At 48.8% G+C, this 26,479-nt stretch carries 21 protein-coding genes; 17 read left to right on the top strand and 4 right to left on the bottom strand.

Annotation, left to right across the window (positions count from 1 at the left end; translation table 11 throughout):
- Nucleotides 1-18: 18 nt before the first annotated feature.
- The 4 genes from ACYUJT_RS09225 (at nt 19) to ACYUJT_RS09210 (ending at nt 6,726) form a co-directional block, all read left to right on the top strand.
- Nucleotides 19-906 (top strand): carbohydrate ABC transporter permease, encoded by an 888-nt coding sequence (locus ACYUJT_RS09225; protein WP_460320877.1) that lies wholly within the window; start codon nt 19-21, stop codon nt 904-906.
- Between the two features lie 140 nt (nt 907-1,046).
- Nucleotides 1,047-2,717 (top strand): extracellular solute-binding protein, encoded by a 1,671-nt coding sequence (locus ACYUJT_RS09220; protein ID WP_460321600.1) that lies wholly within the window; start codon nt 1,047-1,049, stop codon nt 2,715-2,717.
- A 519-nt stretch (nt 2,718-3,236) separates the two neighbouring features.
- Nucleotides 3,237-5,153, top strand: coding sequence for a cache domain-containing sensor histidine kinase (locus ACYUJT_RS09215; RefSeq protein WP_460320874.1), 1,917 nt, complete (start codon nt 3,237-3,239; stop codon nt 5,151-5,153).
- A complete protein-coding gene (locus ACYUJT_RS09210) occupies nt 5,128-6,726 on the top strand; it encodes a response regulator (protein WP_460320871.1) in 1,599 nt (532 codons plus the stop codon). The genes ACYUJT_RS09215 and ACYUJT_RS09210 overlap by 26 nt, the downstream gene beginning before the upstream one ends.
- 18 nt (nt 6,727-6,744) lie before the next feature.
- Here the strand turns inward: ACYUJT_RS09210 and ACYUJT_RS09205 are convergent, their stop codons facing one another.
- The gene (locus ACYUJT_RS09205) at nt 6,745-7,578 is read right to left on the bottom strand and encodes a hypothetical protein (RefSeq protein ID WP_460320868.1); all 834 of its coding nucleotides are present in this window, start codon (nt 7,576-7,578) and stop codon (nt 6,745-6,747) included.
- Between the two features lie 194 nt (nt 7,579-7,772).
- Nucleotides 7,773-7,925, bottom strand: a complete 153-nt coding sequence (locus tag ACYUJT_RS09200; RefSeq protein ID WP_460320865.1) for a hypothetical protein — start codon at nt 7,923-7,925, stop codon at nt 7,773-7,775.
- Between the two features lie 232 nt (nt 7,926-8,157).
- Between ACYUJT_RS09200 and ACYUJT_RS09195 the strand changes: the two genes are divergently transcribed.
- Complete coding sequence (locus ACYUJT_RS09195) at nt 8,158-8,988, top strand: formate/nitrite transporter family protein (RefSeq protein ID WP_460320862.1); 831 nt, start codon at nt 8,158-8,160, stop codon at nt 8,986-8,988.
- A gap of 74 nt (nt 8,989-9,062) precedes the next feature.
- Here the strand turns inward: ACYUJT_RS09195 and ACYUJT_RS09190 are convergent, their stop codons facing one another.
- On the bottom strand, nt 9,063-10,718 hold the full coding sequence (locus ACYUJT_RS09190; protein ID WP_460320860.1) for an FAD-dependent oxidoreductase: 1,656 nt from the start codon (nt 10,716-10,718) through the stop codon (nt 9,063-9,065).
- Entirely contained in the window at nt 10,715-11,005 is a 291-nt protein-coding gene (locus ACYUJT_RS09185; RefSeq protein WP_460320857.1) for an ArsR/SmtB family transcription factor, read from the bottom strand. The genes ACYUJT_RS09190 and ACYUJT_RS09185 overlap by 4 nt, the downstream gene beginning before the upstream one ends.
- A 261-nt stretch (nt 11,006-11,266) precedes the next feature.
- On the opposite strand from ACYUJT_RS09185, the gene ACYUJT_RS09180 reads away from it, so the two are divergent.
- From ACYUJT_RS09180 to ACYUJT_RS09125, 12 genes are all read left to right on the top strand, one after another.
- Nucleotides 11,267-14,035: a sensor domain-containing protein gene (locus ACYUJT_RS09180; RefSeq protein WP_460320854.1), complete on the top strand. Its 2,769-nt coding sequence runs from the start codon at nt 11,267-11,269 to the stop codon at nt 14,033-14,035.
- Nucleotides 14,036-14,072: 37 nt separating this feature from the next.
- Nucleotides 14,073-14,987, top strand: a complete 915-nt coding sequence (locus tag ACYUJT_RS09175) for a nucleoside hydrolase (RefSeq protein ID WP_460320851.1) — start codon at nt 14,073-14,075, stop codon at nt 14,985-14,987.
- Between the two features lie 186 nt (nt 14,988-15,173).
- Nucleotides 15,174-16,547: an ABC transporter substrate-binding protein gene (locus tag ACYUJT_RS09170; RefSeq protein WP_460320848.1), complete on the top strand. Its 1,374-nt coding sequence runs from the start codon at nt 15,174-15,176 to the stop codon at nt 16,545-16,547.
- A gap of 93 nt (nt 16,548-16,640) precedes the next feature.
- Nucleotides 16,641-17,522, top strand: coding sequence for a carbohydrate ABC transporter permease (locus tag ACYUJT_RS09165; protein WP_155611640.1), 882 nt, complete (start codon nt 16,641-16,643; stop codon nt 17,520-17,522).
- Complete coding sequence (locus ACYUJT_RS09160; RefSeq protein WP_460320844.1) at nt 17,522-18,346, top strand: carbohydrate ABC transporter permease; 825 nt, start codon at nt 17,522-17,524, stop codon at nt 18,344-18,346. The genes ACYUJT_RS09165 and ACYUJT_RS09160 overlap by 1 nt, the downstream gene beginning before the upstream one ends.
- A gap of 71 nt (nt 18,347-18,417) precedes the next feature.
- Complete coding sequence (locus ACYUJT_RS09155) at nt 18,418-19,407, top strand: LacI family DNA-binding transcriptional regulator (RefSeq protein ID WP_460320841.1); 990 nt, start codon at nt 18,418-18,420, stop codon at nt 19,405-19,407.
- Between the two features lie 111 nt (nt 19,408-19,518).
- The gene (locus tag ACYUJT_RS09150; protein WP_460320839.1) at nt 19,519-20,460 is read left to right on the top strand and encodes an alpha/beta hydrolase; all 942 of its coding nucleotides are present in this window, start codon (nt 19,519-19,521) and stop codon (nt 20,458-20,460) included.
- Nucleotides 20,461-20,501: 41 nt separating this feature from the next.
- Nucleotides 20,502-21,461, top strand: coding sequence for a carbohydrate kinase family protein (locus ACYUJT_RS09145; RefSeq protein WP_460320837.1), 960 nt, complete (start codon nt 20,502-20,504; stop codon nt 21,459-21,461).
- Between the two features lie 11 nt (nt 21,462-21,472).
- A complete protein-coding gene (gene gtfA, locus ACYUJT_RS09140) occupies nt 21,473-22,942 on the top strand; it encodes a sucrose phosphorylase (RefSeq protein ID WP_460320834.1) in 1,470 nt (489 codons plus the stop codon).
- 29 nt (nt 22,943-22,971) lie between these two features.
- Entirely contained in the window at nt 22,972-23,784 is an 813-nt protein-coding gene (locus tag ACYUJT_RS09135) for an alpha/beta hydrolase (RefSeq protein ID WP_460320832.1), read from the top strand.
- 396 nt (nt 23,785-24,180) lie between these two features.
- On the top strand, nt 24,181-25,479 hold the full coding sequence (locus ACYUJT_RS09130) for an ABC transporter substrate-binding protein (protein ID WP_460321597.1): 1,299 nt from the start codon (nt 24,181-24,183) through the stop codon (nt 25,477-25,479).
- Between the two features lie 101 nt (nt 25,480-25,580).
- On the top strand, nt 25,581-26,474 hold the full coding sequence (locus ACYUJT_RS09125; RefSeq protein ID WP_460320830.1) for a carbohydrate ABC transporter permease: 894 nt from the start codon (nt 25,581-25,583) through the stop codon (nt 26,472-26,474).
- The last annotated feature ends 5 nt before the right edge of the window (nt 26,475-26,479 follow it).

Here is a 26,479-nt window from a genome sequence, read left to right as displayed (position 1 = left end):
AGAAGGAGCCGAGCGGACATGCTGAGTCTCAATCGAAAGACCAAGGGAGAAGCCCTCTTCGACCTGTTGAACAATATTGGAATGCTGTTGATATGCTTCGTGACTTTATATCCGATCTGGTATGTCCTTGTAAACTCGCTGAACGAGGGCATGGACGGCATGCGCGGTGGGATCTACTGGTGGCCCCGGATATTCAGCTTCGAGAATTATACGGCTGTCTTCCGGAACCCCGGCATCATGACGGCGATGGGCGTTACGGTCGCGAAGACGCTGCTGGGCACGATACTTCACGTGTTCTTTACAGCAATGGTCGCTTACGCCTTCTCCAGGCGGGAGCTGATCGGGGGTAAAATTTATATTTTTATCGGCACGGTCACGCTGTTCTTTGGTGGGGGATTGATACCTACCTACCTGCTGATGAAGGATTTACACCTGCTGGACAATTTCCTAATATATATTATTCCGGTCATGTTCAGCTTCTTTGACCTTATCATCTTCATGACCTTCTTTCGGGAAATTCCAGATGGTCTGGAGGAAGCGGCAGAAATTGACGGGGCCAACGATTGGTCGATCTTCGTCAGAATCATCATTCCGGTGTCGATGCCGGTTATCGCTACGATCTCGCTGTTTCACGGCGTGTATCAATGGAATGATTACTTCACCGGAGTCATTTACATGAACAATATGGATCTGCAGCCGATCCAGACCTATTTGTACCGGGTCGTGGCCCAGTCGAGCTCAAGCCAGATGGTGGCTCAAATCCCGGGTGGCGTTGGCAAAACCGTAACGACGCAATCGATTAAGCTAGCGACGATGGTCGTCACCACGCTGCCGATCGTCTTCGTCTATCCATTCCTGCAGCGCTATTTTGTTAAGGGAATGATGATCGGTTCGATCAAAGGGTAAGGCTGAAGGCGGGAGGCAGCTTACGGATGTCAGAAGCCTTCCGCTTCCAAGTGGTAGTCCCTCTTGCTGAATTATAGTGATCCATTAGCGAGAGTCATATTATACTTATTTCTAACGAAGAAAAGGGGTAATTTTACATGATGGCGAAGCCTAAGACAAAGAGTTTTGCAATGCTTCTCTGTGCGCTGCTGCTAGTTTTGTCGACAGCCTGTTCCAGCGGAGGCGGAAGCAAGAACGGGAACGGCGCCCAGCCGAGCGGGGAGCAGCCGGCAGAGGAAGTGAAATTAACGGAAAATGATCCGGGCTGGAAGGTAGATACGTCGCCGATTACGTTTGATTGGTATATTAACTTTGCCTGGTTCCCGAACAAATGGGGCGTAGACATTACGAGCCAATATGTGACGGAGAAGACGGGAGTCAACGTGAACTTCATCGTTCCGGCCGGTAATGAGGCGGAGAAGATGAATACGATGATCGCTTCCGGCAACCTTCCGGACTTCATTACGCTGGGCTGGTATGAAGACGCTGTCAAGCAAATGATCGAAGGCGGTCTGGTGCTGCCGCTCAATGAGCTGGCCGATCAATATGATCCTTATTTCTACAAGGTAACGGATCCGGCGAAGGTTTCATGGTATACGCAGGATGACGGCAATGTTTATGGATATCCGAATTCGTCCTCCTCGCCTGAGGACTATAAGAAGTTCGGAGATAACCTGACTTCGACGCAGACATTCTTGGTGCGCAAGGATATGTATGAAGCGCTGGGCAGCCCGGATATGCGGACACCGGAAGGATTCCTGAAGGCGCTTGATGATGCGAAGAAGATGTTCCCGAACATTAACGGGCAGCCGCTGATTCCGCTAGGCCTGTACGATTTCCACGAAAAGGGCAACGCTTCTTTTGAACATTATATTCAGAACTTCCTGGCGGTGCCTCACGAGAAGGACGGCCAATTGAACGACAGATTCACCGATCCTGATTATGTAAAATGGCTGAAGACGATCCGCAAAGCCAATGAAATGGGACTGCTGGCTAAGGATGTCTTCATCGATAAGCGTCCGCAAATGGAGGAAAAGATTGCTCAAGGCCGTTACTTTGCGATGCTGTACGCGAGAACGGACTTAGCGGCCCAACAAAACGCATTGTATGCTGAAGATCCAAATTCCGTATATATTGCGGTAGACGGACCGGCCAACTCTAACTTGGATCAGCCTACGCTGGCGGGGCCATCAATTTCTGGATGGACGGTCACTTTGATTTCCAAGAACGTGAAGGACAAAGCTCGTGCCATCCGTTTCCTTGATTACATGATTTCGGAGGAAGGCCAGCGGGATACGTTTCTCGGGAAGCAAGGCGTAACCTGGGATACGATCGATGGCAAGGATCAGTTCCTGCCGGAAGTCGAGGATATGCTGAACAACGACCGCAGCGCATTCGATAAGAAATATGGGGCTTCCCACACGTTCTGGATGCTGATGGATACGAACATGACTCCGGCCTGGGCACCGCCTGCGGTTGATCCGTTCAAGCAAATGGAAGACTGGACTCGCGGTAAGACGGTGAGCCTCTCGCAATATGACCAGATCGATCCGCTCGGCAACTCCGACGAAGGCATAATGAATACGAAAATTTTGCAGGAGTGGGGCAAGGTATTGCCTAAATTGCTGCTAGCCAAATCGGATGAGGAGTTCGATAAAATCTGGGAGGCCTACTTGAAGAAGCGCGACGAGCTTGGCTTTGCTAAGGTTCAGGCATACAAGCAGCAGAAATTCGAAGAGAATGTGAAGAAACTTGCCGAATTTATTCAATAATTGCATAGCTTATTTTGCTACGGGGTACCCCATGTCCGGCTTGGCCGGATGGGGGCCCCTTTGGCCGTATTTTCGAGTATTATAGCTTTTGGCAAAAAGCTGCTTTATGAACCTGTATCATCCAAGGAGAATCAGCCTTTTTATTAGTTCAACTTATATAAATGGATTTATAGTAGTTAGTTTTTGGGGCAGAGAAGAGAAGGTAGATTTAAATGTATTTCATGTCGTTAGAAGTGGGGAAATTACCAATCATGGGCTGGATTCTTGATTTTAGTGCGTGGAATCCATCTAATTTCCTGAAACATTCGCGTAGGGCGTAATTAGATACATGAATTCCATTTAGTGCACGACAGTTTGGTATACGCATTGTATTGTACGACATAGCTAAATACACTCAGCTTATATTAAGATGAACTAAAGACCGGATTACTGCCACTTATAAACCTATATCATCCCGAAACAAACGGGGCAACAGTTATCTTATATAGCGTATTTTGCGAAGAACAGGAAGTGCAGGGGATGAAGCAGCGTATGATTTCGGCTTGGCAGCAGAGCATATATTGGCTCAAGCGCAGGTCGATGCAAAGCCGTTTGGTAACCGCGTATATTGTCATTATTTTGATTCCGAGCATTATTATCTCCAATTATTTCTTTAATGAAATCAGCAAGACGTATACCCGGGATGCGGTGAAGCAGAGCCAATTTATGCTGGAGCTGGAGAAATTCCATATCCAGAAGCAGATCGAGGTGATGGAGTCCGCTGCACAGATCACGATACTGGACCAGGACTTGATCGATTATTTAAATCTGAGCGAGGAGCTGGGAACGATTGAATTGATGGAGCTTTCGCGGGGAACTTTTGCCGACTTTAGCCGGATTCAATTTAATAATCCCAGTATTCTGCATTGGCGGCTGTTCGGCAACAATTCTCTGATCCAAGAAATATGGCCGATTGTGTTCCAGGAGACACGGATTGAGAATGAAGCCTGGTTTGCCGAGGCGAGCGCGTTGGGCGGGGCGGAAATGTGGGTATTCCAGAACGGCGATCGGGACATTATGAAGCGCTATACGTCCGAGCCGAACGTCGATCAGCCGAAAATTTCCTTGCTGCGGGAAATCAATGAAGGAGGCAGGCATGTCGGCATCATCAGCATTGAAATGCTGCTGAAGGAATTTTCTCCGAAGACGTTTGCGGGCATCGGCGATGTCGATTATCAGATGATGATCATGGACGATAGCGGAACGCTGTTCATGGATCAACGGCGCAGCATCTCCAGCGATAATGAGGCGTTCGTAAAGGAAGTGCACCGGCAGTTTGGCGAGCTGCAGCAAAGCGGCGAGGAGACCAGCAGGTTCAATATCGATGACCGGTCGTATTTGATTACGGCCTCCCCGGTAGAACGGGTCGGGGCTCATTTGATCAACGTGATCTCTATGGAGGAGCCGATCAACCACATTTCGCAATTGAAGAAGCAAATTATCGCCGCCAATATTGTCCTTATTCTTGTATTGTCGATCATTACATATTTTTTGAATTCTATGATTCTAAAAGGCTTAAGACGACTGACGGACGCGATGAAAAAGGTGCGCAGGGGCGAGCTCAATACGACAGCCCCACGCCTTGAAGAGAGCGGAGAGGTCGGGGAACTGGCGCATCATTTCAATAAATTGCTGCAAACGATCAACGAATTGATCGCTCAGGGCGTACGGAAGCAGGCGATTACGAAAGAGGCGGAACTGCGGACGCTGTACAGCCAGATCGATTCGCATTTTCTGTACAATACGCTGGAGAACATCAAGATGCTGGCCGAGATCGAGAATCAGCGGACGATTTCCGATGTGCTGACTTCCCTGGGCGGGATGATGCGCTACAACTTTAAATGGACGGGAGAATATGTCAAACTTAAAGACGAAATTCGTCATATTGAGAACTACATCGAAATTATGAATATCCGTTTTGATGAGCCTGTAGCATTGTCATTGGACATACCGCCGTATTTTATGGAGTTGGAAGTGCTGAAGATGTCGCTGCAGCCACTCGTAGAGAACTGCGTTAAATATTCTTGGCCTGACGGAGGAAGCCAGAAGCGGGAAATTAAGATTACGGTGAAGGATTGGGAGGATAGCGGAGTTGTCATCAAAGTGGCTGATAACGGAATCGGCATTGATGAAATCCTTGTCAGCCGGATTAACGCCAGCATCGTGGACGCCGGACTGCAGGAAAGGGAGCGGGTAGGCTTTGAGCGGGGCGAGGAGAAGACGGAAGGGATTGGGCTCAGAAACGTCCATGAGCGGATCTTGCTCTACTACGGCAAACCGTATGGCCTGGAGGTCTTCAGCGTGCAGGGACAATATACCGAGGTCGTCATGAGAATCCCGAAGGTGCTGCTAACAGGAAGGGGGATGGACATTGAGAAAGCTGTTGATCGTGGATGACGAGAAGAATATCCGGTTAGGATTGAAATTGATGATTGAGCGCGAGTTCCCAGGCTCATATGCTATCATGATGGCCAACCAGGGTGAGGAAGCCCTCGCGCTGTACCGCAGCGAAGGAGCGGATATCGTCATTACGGATATCCGTATGCCAGTCATGGACGGCATCGCATTGATCGAGAAACTGAGCGACACTAACGCGCAGGGGGAGGAACGTCTCAAGCCGAATATTATCATTCTTAGCGGTTATGAGGATTTCGAATATGCGCGGGCCGCAATAAAATATCAGGCGCAGGAATATTTGCTGAAGCCGATCCGGCGGGATGAGCTGTTTGTGGCGCTGCGCAAATGCGAGGAGGATCTTGGCCGGCGCTCCCGGTTAGCCGAGACGATTGCCGGGGCGGAGTCTTATCGCCGCAAGCTGCAGTCCAGCCGCTTGCAGGAGCTGCTGCTTCAATGCGAGCTTGCCGATCATGAGCGGCAGGAGCTGGAGCGGGAAATTGATTTTGCGAGTTATGCGACTCCTTTTCATGTCGCCGTCGCAGCTTATAAGTATGAGAATGGGCGTGAGATGAAGCGCGGCGAATTGATGGCGCTGGCCGAGGAACTGCTGCAATGCGGGGTTGGCCTGACACTGAACGCGGTCTTCCATGACCGGGAGGGCCGGGTCGTGCTGATCGGCAGCTCCGGGGAGAAATTCGCTGAGCTGGCGCAAATGGCGGAGGGCAAGGGTCTCAGCGGCATGCTATTCGGGCTAAGCGAGGAAGGGGTGCGTCTGGAGGACATCCCGAAATGCTATGGCCAAGCGCTGGAGGCTTTGCAGTATTCCTTCATTTACCCCCATGTCCAGTTGATCCGGCATCAGGACATTCAAGAGCCACGACTGAACTATGCCGTGCCGGAGGAGGAGATCCGCAAGCTGGGCAATATTCTGGGGACGAACCGCGAGAAGGAGATTAGTCCTCTGCTGCATACCATCTTCCATAGCGAGCAGCTGGCCGAGCTGGATATTCATTATATCGAGCGGATTAGCCAAAGGATCAATGAGCAGGTGCTGGATGAAGTGTTCCGCGTATACGGAGAAGCATCTGTGGAGGTGCTTAAGCTGTACCGCAAGGTCGGGACGATGAGTCGTTTTCGCCACTTTCATGATTATTTCAGATCATTGGAGCAGCTGTTGTTCAGCTTGCATGATTACATTAAGGGCATTCGCTCGGCCCACTCTGAGCATGGCGACATGAAGGAAGCGGTGGCCTATATCGAAGATAACTATCATCGCTCCCTGAATATGGCCATCGTCAGCAATCACGTGTCCTTGAACTATTCCTACTTCAGCGAGGCTTTCAAGGCCTATACCGGAGAGAGCTTCGTCGTATATTTGAAAAAAGTAAGAATTCGCAAGGCCAAGCAATTGCTGCACGACCATACGCTCAAGCTTGCGGAGATCAGCACGGCAATAGGCTTCGAGACAGCGAAGCAATTCTCCCGCGTGTTCAAGGAACTGGAAGGAATTTCGCCGTTCGAATACCGGGCAAAATTGCTGTCATGTCAGGATCAGCCGCACTGTCAAGTATGAGGAGAACGCGACAGGCGTTCATTTATTTGAATTTATCTTGGCGGCTGCCTTTGTAATAATGTCGGAAATTTGAGTCTCCAGCTTATACATGCTCTGTTTATGAGCCAGTATCTGATTCGATAGGGTGAGTAAGCGGTTCAAGGTATCCGAAGCCCGGCCGGCGTCTTTATTTTTCAAGGCTGTCTTGAAATTTTTCCATTCCGTGGCTATGCTCTTATTTTTGCTGCTGACTGCGCTTCGTTCTGCCTTTATTTTGATTTTGACGGCGTCGATTTGGGAGAGTACGTCACGAATTTCTTTCGTTTTTCTCGTCTTCTCGCTCTTAGCAGCCTTTAGCTCTGCTTCCCGGTTGCGAATGTGGAGACGGGCAAGCTCGATCGCCGGCTTCATTGCGTCGGCCTGCTGCTTCAGCGACTTATGCAAGCTCTTGTCCTTGAGCGATTTGACCGCTGCGGCCTGCTTGTTCAGGGAGCTGTGCAAATCTAGCAGCGGCTGCAGCTTGCTCCGCGCCGACTTGGCTTGATTGTCCAGCTTGAGGATTTTGTCCGCGTCGATATTAGCAATTTGCTTACGGGTCTGGATGAGCCGGGCCTCATTGTTGAGCCGAAGGCTGTTGGTCTTGGTATCCTGGGCTGTTAGCTGCTTATCGAGAGCCGCTAAGTCGTTATACAGCTTCTTCAGGCGTGTTTCCGTGCTGCCGCCCGCAGCCTCCGCCGTTTTATTTAGGGCGGCTTTCACGGAATCCGTAAATTCCATGGAAGCTGCCTTGGCAGAAGGTGAGGGAATGATAACACCTTGAATAAGAGCTGCAGTAAACAACAAAGCCAACCATCTGGTACTGCGAATAACCAACTTTCATCATCTCCTTCTTCATTAAGTCATGCGAACGACAAAAAAAGCACCCGCAAGAATAGGCGCTGGCGCCTGCTCTTACGGGTGCTTCCGTCGTAAGCCGCTGCTTATGAATGATTTCTGTCCAATATACACGATACAGGATAGAAATGTCAATAAGTTCCTTTTTTTTCGTGTATCTTGGGTCTCTATATTTAATGCTTCATTTCCGCCACGGTATGCCGCATGTACTCCAGCTTGCGTAAAATCTCCTTTTGCCATTTCACGTCGCCCAGACGTGTGGCCAGATTCAGCAAATCCAGGTAGTCGTCGACTTGGAGCGAAGCTTTGCGCACTGATAGATTCATAATCGTTACTCTCCTTATGTTAACGTAAATCATATATCATTCTAAGATGCCGACATAACAATAATGATAATCATTATCATATACTCTATTCTCATTATGCACAATTACCCGCCAAAAGTAAATAAGAGAGCAAGGATATCGTACAAAAAAATCGGCAGCGCATCCCAGTCATTTCCTTGACAAGGACCGGGATATATGGAGAATGAGTAAATATCATGATTCGGGAGGCACTATGGAAACAGAATCGCTATATAAAGTGGAGGAGCTGGCGCTCAAGAAGCATAAGATTTACAAGCAGAACCCGCTTCATTACATCGCCAGATCCATGCTCGCCAGTATGTTCATCGGATTCGGGGTCATTGTCGCTTTTAAAACGGGGAATTTCTTTTATATGGAGCATTCGCCACTGACTTATCCGATGGCCGCGATTACGTTTGGTGCGGCTATTATTCTGATCGCTTATGGCGGAGGGGACCTCTTCACGGGAAATACGTTCTACTATTCATTTGCTGCGCTGCGGAAGCGGTTGAAGTGGGTGGAGGCGGCCAAGCTGTGGGTGCTTAGCTACGCAGGCAATATTATGGGAGCGGGAGCTTTTGCACTTCTGATCTTCTTGACCGGATTATTCACCGATTCGTCGGTAAACAGCTTCCTGCTCAATGTGGTCGAGCATAAGATGACGACGTCAACATCCGAGCTGTTTTTCCGGGCCATACTATGTAACTGGCTCGTCTGCCTCGCCTTTTTCATTCCAATGTCGTTGAAGGGCGACGGGGCCAAAATGTTCGCGATGATGTTGTTCGTGTTCTGCTTCTTCATCTCTGGGTATGAGCACAGCATCGCCAATATGTGTACTTTTGCGATTGCGCTCGTCTTGAACCAGTCGGTTACGATTTCCTTTGCCGGCGTGCTGCACAACCTGATTCCGGTTACAATTGGCAACCTGATCGGCGGCGTCATATTCATGGGGTTCATGTATTATTACGTGAATAAACCGTACCTGGACGCGGAGGATAAAGAGAAGCTATTGATGAAGGGCCCAAAAGACGGCAAGCAGAAGTAATAGATCGTTTGAGTGAAAAATAAACCGGCCTTGCCTCCGATAACGGAGGGAAAGGCCGGTTTTTGTTCGAGCCGTTACTGTCCGGGCTGGTACGTGTACGTTTGGTAGGTTACATAGCCGCCCGTCAGATTCCGGGTCCGGAATCCGCTTTGGTTCAGGATACGGGAAGCGGTATAGCCGCGAAGGCCAACCTGGCAATACACCCAGATTTCCTTGCTTGCATCCAGCTCGCCCAGACGCTCGCGCAGCTCATCGACAGGAATGTTGATGGAGCCCGGAATATGCCCGCGTGCATGCTCGGTTTCCGTTCTCACGTCGACGAGCAAAGTGCTGCTTTCATCCCGGTCCTCCAGTTCTCTTGGCAGGAATACATGCGTCTTGCCGGTCAACACGTTCTCGGCTGCGTAGCCGGCCATGTTGACCGGGTCTTTCGCGGACGAATACGGAGGCGCATAGGTCAGCTCGAGCTCGGTCAGATCCGCTACGCTTCCTTTGAAGCGAATGGCCGAGGCAAGGACGTCCATCCGTTTGTCTACGCCGCTTTTGCCGACGGCTTGTGCGCCAAGCACGCGGCCTTCAGGGCTGAACAGCAGCTTGATCGTCAGCGGCGAGGCGCCCGGATAGTAGGTGGCATGCGAGCTTGGATGCACATAGATCGCATGATAAGGCGTGCCGAGGCGCTGCAGCGTCTTCTCGTTATTGCCGGTGGATGCACCGGTCAGGCTGAACACTTTAATAACGGAAGTGCCTTGAGCCCCTTTATATGTCGTTCCCAGCCCGCAGATGTTATCCGCAGCAATTCTGCCCTGCTTGTTAGCGGGACCGGCCAAGGGAGCTGCCGTTTTCGCGCCGCTGACGAAGTCCGTTGTCTCGACCGCGTCGCCGACCGCATAGACATCCTCCAGATTCGTCCGCATATGCTCGTTGACAAAGATATGCCCTTTCGGGCCGAGCTCAATGCCGCTGGATTGCAGGAAGCGGGTGTCGGGTGCTACGCCAATCGCTAAAATGACGAGGCCTGCCTGGACTTCCGTACCGCTGGCCAGCATCACTTTGACCTCGCCGTCTGCGTCCGCGAAGGCCGTTACGCTGTCGCCAAGATGCAGCTTGATGCCCTGCTGCTCCATTTCCTTCGCCAGCATATTCGACATTTCGCCGTCAAATGGCGCCAGAATTTGTTGACCCGCTTCGACGAGAGCAACGTCCAGACCGAGCTCCCGCAAATTCTCCGCCATTTCGACGCCGATGAATCCACCGCCGATGACGACAGCGGAGCGCCGGTCTGCCGATGTAACCTGCTCTTTGATCCGGTCGGTATCTGGAATATTGCGCAGCGTATAAATTTGCGGATGATCGATCCCTGGCAGCGCCGGCCGGACTGGCTTCGCTCCCGGCGAGAGAATGACCGCGTCGTAGGACTCCTCGTATTCTCCGCGCTCTTCGCTCCGCACTTTGATTGTCCGTGCGGCCGGATCGAGAGAGAGCACCTCGCTGCCTGTACGGACATCGATATTGAAGCGCCGGCGCATCGCCTCCGGCGTCTGCACGATCAGCTTCGAACGCTCTTTAATCGTATCGCCGATGTAGTACGGCAGCCCGCAATTGGCAAAGGATATATACGGATCGCGCTCGAACAGCACGATATGGGCTTCTTCATCCAGCCGGCGGAGCCGGGCAGCCGCTGACGCGCCGCCTGCTACGCCGCCGACGATCAAAATTTTTCTCTTCATGATGATTCCTCCCCGAATAATGTAAGTATGAGCTGCTTGACCACTTCATTTTCGATGGTGTAATGAACTTCATGCCTGTGGCGCTCAGCCTTCACGATACCGCTGGTTCTCATCTTCTGCAGATGCTGTGAGACCGTGGATTGCGGAATTTCCAGGCAATCCTGCATGTATGAGACATTGCAAGGACCATGCTTCAGCAGCCCGCGGGCAATACAGAGGCGGACCGGATGGGCCAGTGCTTTAAGCATTTCGGCAGCATCTTCGTAAGCTTTGAAGTTGTTATCCATAAGCAACCTCCAAATTCGACAATATCATAATATCGTAATATTACGATATTATGATATTAATTGCAAGGTTGTGATTTTGTACACAGGACTAGAGAAAAGGATAGGTAAAAATTGCCCCTGGTTCCATATATCATATGTTAATATTAGTCAATATAGGGAGAAATTCTACATAGGTACAATGGTCATAGCTCTATTTTCCCCATTATATATCCTCTCCTTGTAGTGATTAGACATTTTATGCAGCATAAAGGAGGAGCCCGGGTGCTAGAATTACATATGTTATTTTTACTCGGCATAACAACGCTCGGCATGGTTTGTTCGCTCGTGCTAACGCATCAATTCAGAAAAAAAATGGTGGCTGAAAGAGCCTTGTTCCATGATGTTTTTGACCATGCCCATGTGTGTATTTGGACGGTCAAGCTGGACAAGACCATCGTCAGGCTTAACAGCTACGCGGAAAGGCTGATCGGGGTCAACGACAGCGAGGTCATCGGCCGCAAATATGATGAGATCGCTGTACTTCGCAACGGCTGGCAGGAGGTCATTGCGCTATTGAATGATGCGCTTGCGAATAAATTCGTTCACGATAAGGAGGTTATGATCAGCTTCGAGAGCGGGGAGCGGTTTAGGACGTTCTCGTTCAGGACTTCGACGATCGGCGGTGGGAGCAACTCCGCCGATCCGAGCCGCATCGTATTAATAGGAATGGATATACATGAACGCAGAATGTCCCAGGACAAGCTGCAGAGCAGCTACCAGGAGCTGGAGGCAACCTATGAGACGCTGACGGCCACGCAGGAGGAAATGCAGCGCCAGTTCGACGAACTGGTGATGAACCAGGAGAGGCTTAGAGTCAGCGAGGAAAGATTCCGGCTGGCAACCCGCGGATCGGGTGCCGTGATCTGGGATATCGATCCGGCGGTAGGCGTGTATTTCGTCTCGGACCGGTTCTATGATTTGACGGGCTATGACCGCAGCGATATGGATTTGACGGTTCATGGTTTGAATAAGGTTATACATCCTGACGACTGGGCGAACATGGAGCGTGCGCGGCAGGCTTGCTTAAACGGATATACGCCCGTGTACGAGAGCGAGTATCGGATCAGGAAGAAGGATGGAGCCTATTTATGGATACAGGCGAGGGGGATTACAAGAAGGAACGGCGAGGGTCAGGTCGTTCGCTTTGCCGGCTCCATGATCAATATTACGGAACGGAAAAAGTATGAGCTAAAGCTCGAGGAGAGCTGCCGCGAGCTGGAAGCGGCATTCGAAGAGTTGAAGAGCACCCAGAAGCAATTGCTCGAAAACTATGAGAAGCTGGTTGAAAACCAGGATATGCTTAGCCGGAATGAAAAACAGCACCGGCTTGTGATCGAGGCCTCAAACGCCGGCATATGGGAAATGGATCTGCTCCGTAACAAGAGATTTTATTCGGCCCGTTGGTTTGAACTGCTGGGTTATACGAAGGATGATCATGTCTCTAGCGATATTCTGGACAATCTCACCCATCCGGACGATCACGAGGCGGTGCAGAAGGCGATGGAGGCAGCGACGAAAGGGGAGACGGAGCTGTTTGAGTGCCGGTACAGGCTGCGGGTAAAGAGCGGAGAATACCGCTGGTTCCTGGGGCGGGGCAAAGCGCTGTTCGACAGGCGGGGACGGGCATACCGCATGGCCGGAACGCTTGAGGATATCCACGAATTGAAGCTTTCTCAGGAGAAGCTGCATCAGTTGGCGTATTATGACACTTTGAGCGGCTTGCCGAACCGGCTGTATCTGTTGAAGGAGCTGGAAGATTATTTTGCTGTATCGGAAGAGAGGGCGGCAGTGTTTTTTGTTGATACGGATAATTTCAAATACGTCAATGATACGATGGGACATAAGTTCGGCGATCAATTACTCATTGAAGCTAGCCGAAGGCTGTCTGCCATGGTCGGCCAAAGAGCCATGCTGTTTCGCCTTGGCGGCGATGAGTTTGTCGTGTTCATGCGCGGTATTAAGGATGAAGCGGAGGCGATCGCTGCGGCGGAAAGGGTAATCACAGGCTTCAAGGAGCCGTTCAGGATCAATGGAACCGATTTGCAGGTATCGGTAAGCGTGGGAATTTCCTTCTATCCGAAGGATGGCCGCACGCTGGAGGAAATATTGAGAAATGCGGATGTGGCGATGTATAATGCCAAGGAAGCGGGTAAAGGTAAATATGTGTTGTTCGATCCGGCTTATCTTCGGACATTCAACAAGCGGGTTCAGCTGGAGACGCAGCTTCGCCATGGCATTGAAAATAAGGAGTTCATCCTGCATTATCAGCCCAAAATCAACCTCAAAACAGGCCGGATTATGGGCTTTGAGGCCTTGATACGCTGGAACAGCTCGGCGCTTGGTTTACTCTCGCCGCTGGCTTTCATCCGAGTCGCAGAAGACAGCAGATTAATCGTTCCGATTGGGGAATGGGTACTGGCGGAATCCTGCAGATTCGCGGCACAATTACAGATCGAAGCTTATGGCCAGCTGCGGATATCGGTGAACATTTCCATTGTCCAGCTCGTACAGGAGGATTTCGTCGAAATGGTGCTGCGCATCTTGAAGAATACGGGATTGGCTCCGGAGCATCTGGAGCTCGAAATTACGGAATCCGTGTCCGTGGGCATAATAGCGCCCGACGTACTGATCGCGAAGCTGGAAAGGCTGCAGGCAGCAGGGGTGCATCTTGCCCTGGACGATTTCGGGACGGGGGCCATTTCCCTCAGTTACTTGCAGCAGTTGCCTCTCACGACGTTGAAGGTCAGCCGTTCATTTATTGCGCAAATATCGGATCAAGGGGACGAGCGTCCGCTGGCCCGGGCTATGGTGCTGATTGGCAGGCGGATGGGCTTGAATGTCGTGGCCGAAGGCGTAGAGACGATGAAGCAGCTGGAGCATGCGAAGCAGTCAAAGTACGATCTTATTCAAGGCTTTTACATAAGCAGGCCTTTGCCTGAAGAGGAAGCGTTGTCGCTGATCAGAAGCAATAAAGTATATAACATGTGTTGAATTTAGCCACTTCAACTTAGCGAAGGGGGAAGATGAAATGAAACCGATCATCATGGATGTAGACACAGGCATCGACGATGCCCTGGCTATAGCCTACGCAGCACATTCTCCTGAATTGGAGCTCATCGCTCTCACGACCTGTTTCGGGAATATTTCCGCTCAGGAGGCTACCCGTAATTCTCTGTACGTACTGGAGAAGCTGGGCAAGTCTGTTCCTGTATACGAAGGGGCGGAAGTACCGATAAGCGGCAATCTGAAAAAGGCCTACGCCAGGCATATTCATGGGCAGGACGGGCTAGGCAATGCGCTCCGGGAGGAGCCCCATGGCCATAAAGCCAGTCTGGGAGCGCCCGACTATATCATTCGGCAAGTAAAGGAACGGCCGCATGAAATAACGATCATCGCCGTAGGGCCGCTGACCAACCTGGCGCTGGCGATCGAGAAGGCGCCTGATATCATCCCGCTGATCGGCGAGGTTGTCGTCATGGGCGGAGCGGTGACTGTCCCCGGCAACGCTACGCCGTACGGTGAGGCGAATATCGTGGCCGATCCGGAGGCGGCTGCTGCCGTCTTCGCATCAGGCGTACGGCTGACGCTGGTCGGGCTGGACGTGACGATGCAGACGCTGCTGTCCAGTGAACATTTGCAGAATTGGCGCAATTCCGGTGATGAGCTGGGACGGCTGCTTGCGGAGATGACGGAGTTCTACATCGGCGCATATGAATCGCGTTTTCCCGGCATCGGCGGCTGCGGGTTGCATGACCCGCTTGCGGTAGGTGTGGCGATAGATCGGAGTTTTGTGTCATCCGAACGAATGCGGGTTGCTGTTGTAACCGAAGGAGAGGCCGCAGGCCAAACGGTAGGATCGGCTGATGGTGAACTGAGAATCGAAGTATGTACGAAGGTAGACGCTGACCGCTTCCTGCAGCATTTTTTAAGTCGTGTTATATAAGCTATAGAAGAACCCATAGAAGAACAACCCTCGTGATCATAAGCATGGGGGCTGTTCTTGATTCATGGTAATTAACCTGTGCTTTTATTTGTGACAACCGGTTGACACAATGTATGTCAATCGTTTATCATAAAATCGAAACATGCATGAATGCGCATTCAATTCTAGGCTAAGGGGGAAATGATTTTGAAGAAATTTAAGGGTGTCAGATGGACAGCAATGCTATGCTTCGTCCTGGTTATTTCTTTATTAACGGCTTGTTCCTCGGGCAATACGTCCAAGAATCAACAGTCCACCGGCAACAGTCAACAGGAAGGGGGACCAAGTTCTCAAGCCGCTAAAAATGTTAAGCTTACGTTTTTTAACACCTCAGCTGAAGTAAATACGGTGTTTGAGGAATTGTTCAAGAAATATCACGAACTAAATCCAAATGTAACGATTGAATTGATTCCGACGCCAATCGGCGGCGCCCAAATTCAGAAATTCCAATCTTTGCTGGCGTCCGGCAACCCGGCAACCATTGCCAACCTGGATGCGGGAACGATTTTGCAATATAAAGATAAGTTCCTGGATTTAGAGCCGGAGAAAGCGAAATACGAAGAGTTGACGAAAGAAGGAGCTGTAGAAGGAGCTCTGCTGGAGGGAAAATTCCTTGGTATTCCTTGGTCAGCTCAAGGTTATGGACTACTGTATAATAAGCGGGTCGTTGAAGAAGTGATCGGTGGACCATTCGATCCATCTACGATCCAAACGCGGGATGCACTGGAAGATCTGTTTAAGAAAATTGAAGCAGCCGGTAAAGCGCCAGTTATGGTCCATGGGGCAGATTGGTCTTTGGGCGCTCATTATCTAGGTCTGACTTATTCGTTGCAATCTGATAACGTAGACGAAAATCGCAAGTATGTGGATAGCCTGATGGATGGCTCTGTTACGCTTGCGGACAACCCGCAATTCAATGGTCTGATCGATACCTTTGATTTGTTAAAGAAATACAATGCAAGAAAGAACGACCCGCTTGTTGCAGACTACAATAAAGATAGCGCTGACTTCGCCAAAGGGGATGCAGCTTTCTATTTCATGGGAGACTGGACTTGGGCGGTTATCGGAACGCTGGAGAATCGTGATGAAGAATTCGGCTTAATTCCAGTCCCAATCAGCAATAACCCCGAAGATTTCGGAAACACTCAAGTAGCGTACAGCCAGCCTAAATTGTTCGCGATTGATGATTCTGGTTCTTCCGTAGAGCAGCAAGAAGCAGCGAAAGCATTTCTTGAGTGGCTGGTTACCAGCCAAGAGGGTCAAGAAGCTATTGTCAGTCAAATGGGATTAGCCCTGCCTTACAAGGATGTAAAAGTAACAAGCACAAATGTGATCTCCAATGCGGTTGAGCAATACGTGGACCAAGGAAAAGTGATCAACATTGGAGTAATCAACTATCTGCCGCAAGATTATTGGTCTATGACTGGAGCATCGATGCAGAAATATCTGTCTGACATCATTGACCGCAACGCGCTTGCAGGGGAAGTACAGGCTTATTGGACAGATCAAGCTCGTAAATAAGAAGTCTATTCACAAAGGAGGACGGGACTGGGGTTTACTTTGGCCCGTCCTTCATCTAAAAGGCTAAACATGGACATATAAAGGGGCAGCAACATGATTAAAAAAAATTTTCTAAGGAATACGGGCACGTTTCTAGTTTTTGGGGGACCCTCCATCTTCGCCTTTATCGCTGTCATTGTAATTCCTTTCTTTGTTGGAATGTATCTGACGTTCACCAACTGGGATGTTCGATCGGCTGACACTGCATTTATTGGGCTTGCCAATTACATTGAAGTGTTTAAAGATAAAGTATTTCTCGGCCAGTTATGGTTTACGCTGAAATACGTTTTTTTTACGGTGTTGATTGCTAACGGCTTTGCCTTCTTTATTGCACTTTTGCTTACAAGCGGGGGAAGAGGAGAGCAGTGGCTGCGCACCGGATTTTTCACCCCGAATCTGATCGGCGGTATCGTTCTCGGATATTTGTGGCAGACGCTGTTTTCACAGGTGCTTCCTTATATGGGGCAAAAATACGGCTGGTCCTTGTTCCAGACTTCGTGGTTAACAAGTACAAACACGGCGTTTTGGGCGTTGGTCATTGCAACGGCCTGGCAATTGATCGGTTATTTGATGATTATTTATATCGCGGGCTTCTCTGGTGTTCCTACGGATGTGCTGGAAGCAGCATCCATCGACGGAGCCAGCCGGAAGGCGACGATTCAGAAGGTCATTCTGCCTCTAACGATCCCGGCGATTGTCATCTGTGTTTTCATCTCATTATCTCGCTCCTTCCTAACCTACGACATCAACCTTGCCTTAACTAAAGGTGGTCCGTTTGCCTCGACGGAGCTGGCTACCTATCATATTGTGCAAAAGGCATTTTTGTCGAACCAATATGGAGTCGGTCAGGCGGAAGCAGTTGTATTGTTTGCCGTAGTGGCGATTATTGCACTTACGCAATCATACCTGCTTAAGAGATTGGAGGTCGAATCTTAATGGATACGCATCGCAGAGGTTCAACGGTTAAAAACATACTATTGTATTTGCTGCTGCTCGTTTTTTTAACTCCATTTTTGATGATTATCATGAACTCTTTCAAAACGACGCAGCAGTTCGTTGAAAATCCGTTATCCTTCCCGAAAAGCTTGAAATTCGAAAACTATGTCAGTGCTTATCATAATATGGATTTTCTGAGCAGTTTTTTGAACTCCATGATTATTACAGTTGTTGCTGTGCTGTTGATCTTGTTTTTTTCGGCGATGACCGGATATCTGTTCGTTCGGTTTAATTGGAAGATTAACGCTATTATATTTTTTGCGATGCTGGCCTCAATGGCTCTGCCATTTCAGGTCATTATGATTCCGCTCGTAATGTTGTACGGCAATATGAATCTGCTGGATATGAAAACAACGTTGTTTTTCATGTATTTAGGTTTTGGAGTTCCATTTGGCGTGTTTACTTTCCATGGTTTCATCAAAGGGGTTCCTTTTGAGCTGGAGGAGTCAGCATTCATCGAGGGCAGCTCCAGGCTTCGGACCTTTTTTCAAATTGTTTTGCCGCTGTTAAAGCCTGTTTTCGTAACGCTAATGGTGCTCGATGTGCTGTGGATCTGGAACGACTACTTGCTGCCAAGCCTGGTTCTTTTATCGCCGTCACAGAAGACGCTGCCTCTCTCTACGTATAATTTCTTCTCGTCGTATGCTGTGGATTTTGCTCCTTTGATGGCAGGGTTAATTATGACAATTATTCCAGTTCTTATATTGTATCTATTCCTGCAGAAGCATATCATTAAAGGGATTACGGAGGGTGCTTTGAAGTAATTATACTAGCGATGTTTGCTGAAATAGAGATGGACTATTTATAATGGTTGTAAAAAACAAGGTGGTATTTCATGCCTAAAATTGAAGATGTGGCTAAAAAGGCAGGAGTGTCTGTCACGACGGTTTCCCGAGTGCTTAATAATAGAGGCTATATTAGCGAGAAGACAAGAGCTAAGGTAAATCAGGCCATAGAGGAGCTTAATTATCAGCCTAATGAAATGGCTCGGGCTTTGTTTAGAAGAAAATCGAATATGATCGGCCTTATTATTCCTGCTGTATCGCATCCTTTTTTTAGCGAGCTGACCTATCATCTTGAGCACTATGCCGATCAGCAGGGATACAAATTGTTATTGTGCAATTCGAACCGGGACGTCGCTAAAGAGCTTCAATATATCGATATGCTGAAGAAGAACCAGGTCGATGCCATTATTATGGGAAGCGCAGTATTGGATGTCCAGCACTATTTGAATTTGAATCTACCAATCATTTCATTTGACCGCACCATAGCTGATGATATACCCATTGTAGCCTCTGATAACTTCATGGGAGGCAAGCTTGCGGCAAGATTACTTCTGGACAATGGCTGCCAGAATCCGGCCTACCTTTATCGAGGGATTGATGGGCCGCATCACCAAGCTTTGTTGGCTAGCGAAAGAGCGAAGGGTTTTGAAGAAGAATTTCTCGCCATTGGAACGAAAACTGTCCATTTGCAATTGGAGGTAAATAGGGGGGAGGATTCCGAACCCGACAATGAAATCATTCGTTTCTTGCAGCAGCATCCGGAAGTGGATGGTATATTTGCCAGCAGTGACTTTATTGCCGCCGAGGTGCTCCAGGTCTGCCATCAATTAAAAAGGAGCATTCCAGACGAAATTAAAATCATTGGATACGATGATGTTAAAATAGCCTCGTTAGTTTATCCCCGGCTCAGTACGATCCGGCAGCCGATTAGGGAAATGAGCAAATGTAGTATTGATTTGATCGTTAGGCAAATTAACGGGGAAGTCGTGCCTAAGATCAATGTGTTTCCCGTTTCCTTGATAGAGAGAGAAACGACTTAAAATAAGTCAGGTATGGCAGAGTAATTTTAGAACCAAACATGTCAACCGGTTGTCATATTGATTGGACTTCATCGGGTTTTCATACAGGAAGGAATCAGGAGGAATAGTCATATGGATTTTATCAATAGAGTAGCTCCGGAGTTGCGGAAGGGATTGGAAAGTGTTCCTGTCTTCAGACTCCCCGAAGATTTGCAAATGATGAGAGAACAACCTCGGAAGCCCGTACAATCCGAGCATGTCCACATCAAGAAACGCTGGATAACCGGTGCGGATCATCAAGAGATGCTTGTAAATATATATGAGCCGATTCACAGAGCCAGCAAGGAATTGCCTGCGCTTCTTTGGCTTCATGGCGGGGGATATGTCATGGGACATCCGGATATAGATGACATCATTTGTATCAGCTTTGCTGAGAAGACCGGTTGCGTCGTCGTATGCCCGGATTATCGGCTTGCCCCCGAGCATCCATTTCCGGCGGGGATCAATGATTGTTACAAGACATTGGTCTGGATGGTACAAGCAGCAGAAGAATTGAGCATCGACACCTCCCGTATCGCGGTCGCCGGCGCTAGTGCTGGTGGAGGCTTGACGGCGGCGCTAACCCTGATGGCACGTGATAAAGGAGGTCCGGCCATTTGCTTCCAAATGCCGTTATACCCGATGATAGACCATCGGAACGAGACTCCTTCGAGTTATGAAATTACCCATCCCATGGTGTGGAATAGACACAATAATTTGGAAGCATGGAAAATGTATCTTGGTGATGAGCAAACCGATGAGGAGAAAATATCGCCATATGCCGCCCCGTTTTGGGCGACAAGCTTCGAAGGCTTGCCTCCGACCTATACATGCGTAGGGCAGCTGGATCCATTTCGCGATGAGACCATCCAATATGTTGCGCGGCTTGCCCAGGCTGGCATTGATGTGGAATTTCAACTCTATCCAGGAGGCTATCATGCCTTTGAATATACCGCTCCGGACGCGGAGATCAGCCGGCGTACAAAAGATGGGTATATTCAGGCACTGGCGAGGGCATTTAACGCTACCAAATAATCTTTTCCCTTAATTTAAATATAAATATCGGAGGGAAACGCATGTTTGAATTAGACGATATCATTCCGCTCGGAGATAAACCCAATGATTTGCTAGCAGTAGGGGAACTGCTTGTTGATATGATTTCCAATGAATACGACGATGGCAGCTTCGAATGCGATGGATATACCAAGTTTTCCGGAGGAGCTCCCTCCAACATCGCGATGAATGTCAATCGGTTAGGTATTCGTTCCGAAATCGTCTCGGCGGTAGGGAATGATGGATTTGGAACATACCTTCTGCGGCGATTGCAGCAAGAAGGTATGGACACAAAAGGCATACAGAGGGTAGATGTTTCCACGAGCCTGGTGGTGGTTACAAAAAGCAGGACAACCCCAATCCCTATATTTTATCGCGACGCCGATTATCAAATGACATTCGATGCCTCGTTGGAGCAAAGGATAGCCAACTCTAAAGTCGTTCACTTTTCCTGTTGGCCCATCTCCCGAACGCCGGCTCGGCACACGCTTGAAAGGGTAATCGAAGAAGCCCGCTCTCAAGGTCTGCTCATCGGCTTTGATCCGAATTATCATCCGATGATTTGGCAGCGGGGCGAGGATGGGGCGCAATATGTTAAATCCATCATATCTAAGGTGGATGTGATTAAGCCATCGGAGGATGATGCTGAACGCTTGTTTGGCAAAGATGAACCCGTCAAACAATTGGAGAAATTTCTTGAATTAGGCGCGAAGCTTGTCATTATGACTTTGGGTAAGGATGGGGCCATTGTATCCAATGGCAAGGAGACGCTCTCCTTCGACTCTTTAGCTACCGAGGTCGTGGACACGACAGGAGCCGGGGATGCGTTCTGGTCTGGATTTTATGCGGCATTAATCAAGGGCCACAGCATCAGGGAGGCGCTTCATCTTGGATTTGCAGTCAGTGCGTACAAGTTAAGATTTACGGGTGCAGTGGTGCATTTGCCGAGGCTGGATGTTATTAAAGAACAATTTAGTTTGTAGGAGGTCTAGAAATGGCAATTAAGAACCAAGTACAACTTATTACGTATCCGGATTCCATGGGCGGGGATTTAAAAACACTGAATCAGATGTTAAACAAGCACTTTTCAGATATTTTTGAGGGTGGCATTCACATCCTTCCTCCATTTCCCTCCTCTGGGGACCGGGGCTTTGCCCCGTTGACCTATTTGGAAATCGAGCCGAGCTTTGGCACGTGGGACGAGATTCGGGAGATCGGGGAGAAGTTTGATGTGTTGCTTGATCTAATGGTCAATCATATATCAAGGCAGTCGCCCTATTTTCAAGACTTCCTCGCCAAGGGGCGCGACTCGCAGTATGCCGATCTCTTTCTGACTCTCGACAAGGTTTGGGAGGACGGCGAACCGGTACAGGCTGATATTGATCAAATGTTTTTGCGCCGCCCGCAGCCCTACTCGACCTTCCAAATCGGGAAGGATGGCAAGGAAGAAAAGGTATGGACGACGTTTGGTAAAACAGATCCTTCCGAGCAAATCGATCTGGATATCCAGTCCCCACTGACGCGGCGGCTTTTTGAAGAGTTTTTTGAAAATTTCAAGAAACAAAACGTCAAGATTGTCAGGCTGGACGCTGTCGGCTATGTCATTAAGAAGCTGGGAACCAGCTGCTTTTTCGTTGAGCCGGAAATCTATAAGTTCCTCGACTGGGTCAAGGAGCTCGCTGATTCGTATGACATTGAATTGCTGCCGGAAGTGCATGCGCATTACTCCACCCAATTCAAGCTTGCTGAGCATGGCTGCTGGATTTACGATTTTATTCTGCCTTATCGGGTTCTAGAGGCTTTGATCAACCGCTCGAGCGCGGAACTTAACCAATACCTGAAGATTCGTCCGCATAAGCAGTTCACGATGCTAGATTGCCATGACGGCATTCCTGTAAAGCCGGACTTGGATGATCTTATCGATACAACGGAAGCAAGAAAGCTGGTGGACGTCTGTCTTGAAAGAGGCTCCAATCTAAGCCTGATTCTATCGGATGAGCATAAAGCGGCAGATGGGTTTGATGTTCATCAAATTCGCTGCAGCTATTATAGTGTCCTTAATCATGATGATGACGCCTATATGGCGGCAAGAGCCATTCAATTTTTCGCACCGGGCATTCCGCAGGTATATTATGTAGGATTGCTGGCTGGCGAAAACGATATGGAGCGCGTTCAAGAGACTGGCGAAGGGCGCGAAATCAACCGGCACAATTATACCGAGGAGGAAATTGAACAGGCTTTGGAGAAAGATGTTGTTCAACGATTGCTGAAGCTGATTCGTTTCCGTAATTCGTTTGATGCCTTCAACGGGGAGTTCCGTGTGCTGGATTCGCCAGATGATGAAATTCGTCTTCAATGGCAAAAGGGCGAGAAAAGCTGTGAGCTGGCGATTAACCTGAAAACCTACCGCTCCGTGATCAAGTACGCAGATGACAAGAATCATATAGTTGAGTACATTGTCTAAGTTCACTTCATGAGGAAGGAGTTAGATCCATGGCGACGATACAAGTTAACTTTTTCTCCAAGTGTCTGCGCAGAGAAGTGACATTTAATGCTCTATTGCCGTTGGATTCCCCGGTTATTCCTGGGCAGACGGAGGAAGAGCACAGAATCAAGCCGCTCAAGACGTTGTATCTGCTTCATGGGTATTCAGGCAGTCATGGGGACTGGCTAAGCTATTCGAGAATCCGTGAGCTGTCGGACAAACATAAAATCGCTGTGATTATGCCGTCTGGGGAAAACCACTTTTATGTAGACGACGAAGATCTGGGCGCGCTTTACGGGGAGTTTGTAGGCAAGGAGCTGGTAGAGTTTACGCGAACGATGCTTCCGCTTTCTACTGACCGGGAAGATACCTATATCGGCGGCTTGTCGATGGGCGGTTACGGAGCTATTCGAAACGGCTTGAAATATGCTAGCCATTTCAGTAGAATCATTGCGCTGTCATCGGCGATTCTACCTTATAAAATCGCAAATGCGGCTCCAGATTTTAAGGACGGTATTGCTGATTATAAATATTTCAGACGGGTGTTCGGCGACTTGGATCAACTCCTAGGAAGCGATAAAGATCCCGAAGCGCTTGTTATGGGCTTGAAGGAATCGGGAGAGCCTATTCCTCAAATTTATATGGCTTGCGGCACGGAAGACTTCTTGTTGGATGTCAACCAGCGATTCCGCGATTTTCTAGTTCGGGAGAATGTTCCGCTAACTTACGTGGAAAGAGCCGGTGCCCACACCTGGGATTATTGGAGTGAATATATCGTGTATGCCATAGAATGGGCTTTGGGGAATAAGTCCAACACATAATTTAATGATTACACAGCCATGCCTCTACAGAGCGAATCGCTCTTGTAGGGGCTTTTTTTGACTTGGTTATGTAAACGAGGGGAGACATACGATATTAGAATAAATCAATATTAAATTAGAATATGTCATTGAATCAAATCGTTCAAAGTTTTAATGTTAGAATATAATGAAAACGCTAACAATCGAGGTATCATATGGAAAGGGGGATTGTCTAGGGAGTTTGCTGATTGACAAACGAACACTAGCATATTTCCAAAGAACGACATGAAATAAGAATATATCAATAATGATCTCGGTTTTTGTCCTTAGTCAGAAGATTATGTTAACTCATCGATTCACGACACTTTGATCAGCGTGCAATAGAAGAGGGGGATGCATATGAGAAGATTTTTGGCAATGTTGTTGGTCGGGATTGTAATTATGACCCTCGTGGCATGTGGAGGGAATAACACACAGACGAATAGCCAGCCGGCCGATCCGGACAAGAAGGGTCAGGAGATTTCTGGGGAAATCACGGTATTTGGATGGGGTGGCGGGGAAGAGCTTCAGAGCCGGAAGGAAGCCACCAAAATTTTCAAAAAGCTGTATCCAAGGGTGAAAGTGAATGAAATTTGGCTGCCGGCGGATAACATTGACGTGAAGCTGGATGCGGCTTTGGCCGCAGGGAATGCAGGCGATGTCATCATGATGTCTCCTGACTGGAAGGGGCTTCGCTCTAAATGGTTTGAAGATTTGAATCCTTATATCGAGCGGGATAACCTGGATCTCGAGGCTCTGCTCACGCAAGGGGTTGACGGGGGATATGTAGATTCCGATGGAAAAAGGGAAGGAATGCCAACCACAGCCTCCGATTTTATGATTGCATATAACAAGGGAATTTTCGATAAAGCCGGTGTACCGTATCCGACAAATGAATGGACCTGGGATGATTTCGCCGAGATTTCCAAACAAGTTTCTTCAGGCGAAGGGGCAAACCGGGTTTACGGCATCGTGTCACACTGGATTCTGCAGAGCTTGGCCCCGTTTGTGTACGGTGGAGCGCCGTATAACGAAGATTGGACGAAGCAGACATTAGATGACCCGAATACGATTAAAGGTTACCAATTGTTTGGCGACCTCGTTAAGGCCGGGGCGATGCCGGATGATGCCGCCGCCAAGAGCATGCCGATGGACCAGATGTTCGCGGCTGGAAAAGCAGCCATGTACCCGATGGGCTTGTTTGAAGCATCGACGATCGCAAAAAATGTCGGAAACAACTTTGAATGGGGGATCGTGATGCCTCCGAAAGACCCGTCGGGGAAAACCGTGAACATTAAATTTCAAACGGGATTCGCGATGAACAAGGCCTCCAAGAACAAAGAAGCGGCGTGGGCTTATATTAAGACGGTGTCCCTGAATAAAGAAGTAGGCGATTTGTACAGCAAAGTAAACCTTCCTGCAGCCAAGGAAGCAGCCGAAAGCACCTTTGTAAACATGAAGATTGAAAATACAGATATCTCCATGGTGGATTTTGTGACAGGGCTGCAAGATGCCATTACCTTCCCTTGGGGAGGCGCGATATCCAAAGCGGGAGACCTGTATGCGCAAATGTGGCAGCAGGTGACGATTCAGGGCAAATCGGCTGAAGAAGCGGCGAAGGAATATGCATCGCAAATTCAATCCGCCTTTGATTCCATCCATCAGAACAGGAAGTAAATGGGTATGACAGCTAGAGTTGCGGGAGGGTATTTACCTCAAGTATCCTCCCAAGCTTTACAATTCAGAGTCTCCTAGGGAGGCTTCAGGGAGGCGAAATAATGAAGGCGCGAAAAAACAGCATTGCAAAAAGAGAAGAAAGGCATTTTTTCTTCTTTATCTCGCCATGGCTTTTGGGCTTTTTGATATTTACCCTGTATCCCATGATCTTTTCGGTCATATTGGTCTTTACGAATATGGATATGACAGGCACTGGAAAATTCATCGGCTTTGCCAATATCATCCGGGCTTTTGTGCAGGATCCGCTGTTCTATAAGTCTCTGCTGAATACGCTGTACTTCGTGCTCGTTTCCGTCCCGATCAGTCTGATATTAGCCTTCCTGATCGCACTACTGCTCAATCAAAAGATCAGAGGAGTAGGATTTTTCAGAACCAGCTTTTATATCCCGTATATCACTTCCGGCGTTGCAGTTACGTTATTGTGGGGATGGATTTTTAACGCGCAATATGGACTTATTAATTATTTCCTATCCCTGTTTGGAATCTCGGGACCAAGCTGGTTGAGCGACACCAAGTGGGCGATGCCTGCGATCATCATCATGGGGGTCTGGACGATCGGTAATTCGATTATCATCACCCTCGCGGGGCTGCAGGATATTCCGGAGCAATTATATGAAAGTGCTGAAATAGATGGGGCAAATGGTTTGGTGAAGGTCATGCGCATAACGCTGCCGTTGGTAACCCCCACGCTGTATTTCAACTTGATCATGGGGATTATCGGCGGATTTCAAATCTTCATGCAGCCTTACATTCTGACAGAGGGCGGCCCGAGTTACGCCACATACACCTACATGATGCACATTTATAACAATGGGTTCAAATATAGTGAGATGGGCTATGCATCCACCTTGGCATGGTTATTGTTCATTGTCATTATGATCATAACCCAGATTGTAAACCGGACCTCCAAATACTGGGTCTACTACGACAATTAAGTTGG

The organism is Paenibacillus sp. YSY-4.3 (assembly GCF_054767475.1).
The sequence above is the reverse complement of the archived record's forward strand: the minus strand, read 5'-3'. Positions and strand labels throughout refer to the sequence as shown.